5 protein-coding genes are annotated in these 3745 nt (G+C 70.7%); 2 read left to right on the plus strand and 3 right to left on the minus strand.

The window, feature by feature from the left end; translation table 11 throughout:
* Window positions 1-181, plus strand: a 181-nt coding sequence (locus ACNFOC_RS52125) for a hypothetical protein (RefSeq protein ID WP_416965986.1), incomplete at its 5' end; no start/stop codon positions are given.
* Here ACNFOC_RS52125 and ACNFOC_RS52130 read toward each other — a convergent pair.
* Both ACNFOC_RS52130 and ACNFOC_RS52135 read right to left on the minus strand, forming a co-directional pair.
* Window positions 123-1295: an MFS transporter gene (locus ACNFOC_RS52130; RefSeq protein WP_416965982.1), complete on the minus strand. Its 1173-nt coding sequence runs from the start codon at window positions 1293-1295 to the stop codon at window positions 123-125. The two genes, ACNFOC_RS52125 and ACNFOC_RS52130, sit on opposite strands and share 59 nt — an antisense overlap.
* Window positions 1296-1436: 141 nt before the next feature.
* Window positions 1437-1952, minus strand: a complete 516-nt coding sequence (locus tag ACNFOC_RS52135; RefSeq protein WP_416965983.1) for a DUF7144 family membrane protein — start codon at window positions 1950-1952, stop codon at window positions 1437-1439.
* Between the two features lie 154 nt (window positions 1953-2106).
* Here ACNFOC_RS52135 and ACNFOC_RS52140 point away from each other — a divergent pair, with 154 nt between their 5' ends.
* Window positions 2107-2595 carry a hypothetical protein gene (locus tag ACNFOC_RS52140; RefSeq protein ID WP_416965984.1) on the plus strand — a complete coding sequence of 163 codons (489 nt, stop codon included), beginning with the start codon at window positions 2107-2109 and terminating at the stop codon, window positions 2593-2595.
* Window positions 2596-2621: 26 nt separating this feature from the next.
* Here the strand turns inward: ACNFOC_RS52140 and ACNFOC_RS52145 are convergent.
* Window positions 2622-3745, minus strand: a 1124-nt coding sequence (locus ACNFOC_RS52145) for a dipeptidase (protein WP_416965985.1), incomplete at its 5' end; no start/stop codon positions are given.

A 3745-nucleotide genomic window follows, 5' to 3' on the forward strand; every position in this document is an offset into this window, starting at 1 on the left:
GGTCGACCTGTGGAAGAACACCTCGAAGACCGTGAGCAAGACGGCCAACGTGACGATCCCCAAGGGCAAGCACACCCTGCGGATCGACTACGCCAACTGGACGGGCGCCGCCAAGGTCAAGTTCACGCGGTGGCGAGCACGCCGCCGGCCACACCGCCCAGCGGCAGTGTGCCCCAGGTGATCCAGCGCGCGGCGGCACTGACCCGGCCGAGCATGTCCGGCGGGCAGGCGGCCTGGCGGTAAGTGGTCAGCGAGACACCCGCGACGGTGGAGGCGAAGGTCCACGAGATCCAGCCGAAGCCGAACAGCAGCACCCACCAGCCGTGCCCGGCCAGCGGGATCAGCAGGCCGGGCAGGGACAGCACGGTCATCGAGATCCAGCTGATCCTCGCCGAGCCGACCTTCCGGGCGAGGTAGCGTGCCGCCACTCCGCCGGCCACCCCGCCGACGGCTCCCAGCGCCAGCAGCAGCCCGACCAGGGCAGGACGCAGATGCAGCGTGCGGATCAGGAACACCGGGCCGAGGATCTCCACCATGATGACGAAGAAGTTGGCTGTGCCGTTGAAGGCCACCGAGTTCCGCAGGATGGGGTCGCGGGTGACATAGGCGAGCCCTTCACGGATCTGCGCCCACAGCCTGGGCCGGCGGTCGGCTTCGGCCGGGGGCCGCCGATCGGCTTCGGCCGAGGGCCGGCGTCGCTCGCGGGTACGAATAGCCGTCAGCGAGCCCGCCGACAACGCGAAGGAGAGGGCGTCGGCGGCCATCGCTCCCGCGGCGCCGACCAGCGCCACCAGGCCCGCGCCCAGACCGGGCCCGGCGATCTGCGCGACCGACTGGGAGACGGCGACCTTGCCGTTGCCGTCCATGAGCTGGTCACGGTCGAGCAGCACCGGCAGATAACTCTGGTAGGCCACCGTGAAGAACACGGAGAAGACGCTGGAGACCAGCGCGACGGCGTAGAGCTGGGCGAGCGTCAGCGCCCCGACCGCGTGCGCCAGCGGCACTGAGCCGATCACCAGGAACAGCGCGAGGTTGCACCAGATCATCAGCCGGAGCTTGGGGACCCGGTCCACTATGGCCCCGGCCGGCAGTGCCACCAGCAGATACGCGCTCGTCTCCGCGGCCGACAACAGGCCTACCTGGAAAGGGGTGGCCTCCAACAGCACGACGGCGACCAACGGCAGGGCGAGGACGGTGACTTGCGACCCCATCTCACTGACCGTCTGCCCACCCCATAAGAGCAGGAAGTCGCGATGCCGCCAGATCGAGGGATGTTTTCTGTTGTCATCAAGCATCCGCCCGATGGTGGCATCAGCCGTAACCCATGTCCATGCCAGGGCCCGGCATCAGGGAGCGCCGACGGACGGCTGCCGGAACGCCCCGCGCGGCTCCATTGCCGTGCGGGGCTTTCACAGGTACTCCTGCTGCGCGCCGCCCTACTGCTGCGCCCCGGCCCGCGCCGGGTTGTAGACCGCCAGTGCCCAGATCACGAACACGTCGACCGCGATCATGATCACCGACCAGACGGGGGCGTACGGGAGGAACATGAACTGGAGGATGGCGCTGAGGCTGGCGAGGACGATGCCGCAGACGCGGGCCCAGCTCATGCCTCGGAGGATGCCCCAGCCGGTGATCACGCCCACGGCGCCGAGGCAGAGCAGGATGACGCCCCAGCCGGTGAGGTTGATGCTGTAGACGTAGTTACCGACGCGGGTGTACACGTCGTCCTTGGCCAGCGCGGAGATGCCCTGAAGGATGGCGATGACGCCGTTCATCAGCATCAGGACACCCGCGAAGACCGCGCCGCCCATCGCGAGGCCGCTGCCGCCCTGGGGCGGTCCGTAGCCTCGGGTGTCGGGGGCCTGGCCGGAGTCGTTCCAGACCGGGGGCTTCTCCTGGCCGCCCGCGGACGGCGAGTGCGGCTGCTGCGTCGAGTGCGGCTGCTGGGTCATGGCCGTACCCCACCTCTCTGTGGTGTGTGGTGCTTCGACCATCCGGCCGGGGCACGCCCCCCACCAGGGGAGTTACGCCATTCGGGTGACACCGGCATGCGGCCGCAGGGCATCGGGCCTTCACTGGAGGGACGGCCCGACTCATGGAGGCGACATGGCCTGGAACAGGCGCGACGCGGTGCGGGCGGCGGCTGTCACCCTCGCTCTGACCGGTCTGGCCGGGTTGACCGGTTGTTCCGACGACAGCAGTCCCTCCTCCGTCGCCAGCAAGGCCGCGTCCGCCGTCGCGTCCATCGGTGCGCAGGCCACGGGTGCGATCGCGTCGGCGACCGCCGAGGCCGGCCGCAAACTCGACGACGTGAAGAACGGCGTCGACGCGAAGGACGCCGTCCGACTCGGCACCCCCGCGACCGACTCGGCCGGCCGCAGCACCGTCGAGGTCACCGCCGACAACACCGACGGCTCGGCCAAGTCCTTCGCCGTACAGGTCGAGTTCAAGGACGAGGGCGGCAATCTCCTCGACACCGTCGTCGTCACCGTCTCCGACGTCCCGTCCCACAAGTCCGCCACGGCGACCGCCCGCAGCAACCGCGAGCTGTCGGGCGGCGTGAAGACGACCGTCGGCACCGCGCTGCGCTACTGAGCAGTCCCTCTGTCCCTCTCTGTCCCTCAGTGCCGCTGCGCCTTCGCGAACTCCCGTAGGAACAGCGCCTCTACGTGCGCCATGTGCTCGATCTCCGAGGGGTCGACGCTCTCGTTCGGGGCGTGGATGAGGCAGCGGGGTTCCTCGACGCCCATGAGGATGATCTCGGCGCGGGGGTAGGTCTCGGCGAGGACGTTGCAGAGCGGGATGGAGCCGCCCTGGCCGAGGAAGGCGAGGGGCTTGCCGTAGACCTCGTGCATCGCGGTGCCGAGCGCGGTGTAGGCCGGTCCGTCGGTGGCGGCGCGGAACGGGGAGCCGGTGCCCTCCGTCTCGACCGTCACCTTCGCGCCCCAAGGGGCCGCGTCCGCAAGGTGTTTGGTGAGTGCCTCGCGGGCGGCGCCCGGGTCCGTGCCGGGCGGGACGCGCAGGCTGACGCGGGCGCGGGCGGTCGCCGGTACGGCCGCCGCCGAGCCGACGACCGGCGGGCAGTCGATGCCGAGGACGGTGACGGCGGGGCGGGACCAGAGGCGGTCGGCGACGGTTCCGGTGCCGGTCAGCCGTACGCCGTCCAGGACGCCCGCGTCCGTACGGAACTGTTGCTCGTCGTAGCCGACGCCCTCCCAAGTCCCCTCGCAGTCCAGGCCGTTGATGATCGTGGCGCCCGTCTCCGGGTCGCGGAGCGAGGCGAGGAGCTGGATCAGGGCGGCGAGGGCGTCGGGGGCCGGGCCGCCGAACATGCCCGAATGGACCTCGCCCGCAAGGGTGTTGACCGTGACGACGACGTTCGCGAGCCCGCGCAGGGTCGTCGTCGCCGTGCCGACACCCACCGCCGCGTTGCCCGTGTCGCAGATCAGCAGCGCGTCCGCGAGGAACTTCTCCGGGTGCTGGGCGACGTACTGCTCCAGGCCGCCCGTGCCCTGCTCCTCCGAGCCCTCCGCGACGAACTTCAGCCCGACCGGGAGGTCTTCACCGAGCGCCCGCAGGGCGGTGAGGTGCATGACGATGTTGCCCTTGCAGTCGGCGGTGCCGCGTCCGTACCAGCGGCCGTCGCGCTCGGTGAGCGTGAAGGGCGGGGTGGTCCACGCCTTGTCGTCGAGCGGGGGCTGGACGTCGTAGTGGCAGTAGAGGAGGACGGTGGGGGCGCCGGGCG

Origin of the sequence: Streptomyces colwelliae (assembly GCF_048158785.1) — a bacterium.
Taxonomy (GTDB): domain Bacteria; phylum Actinomycetota; class Actinomycetes; order Streptomycetales; family Streptomycetaceae; genus Streptomyces.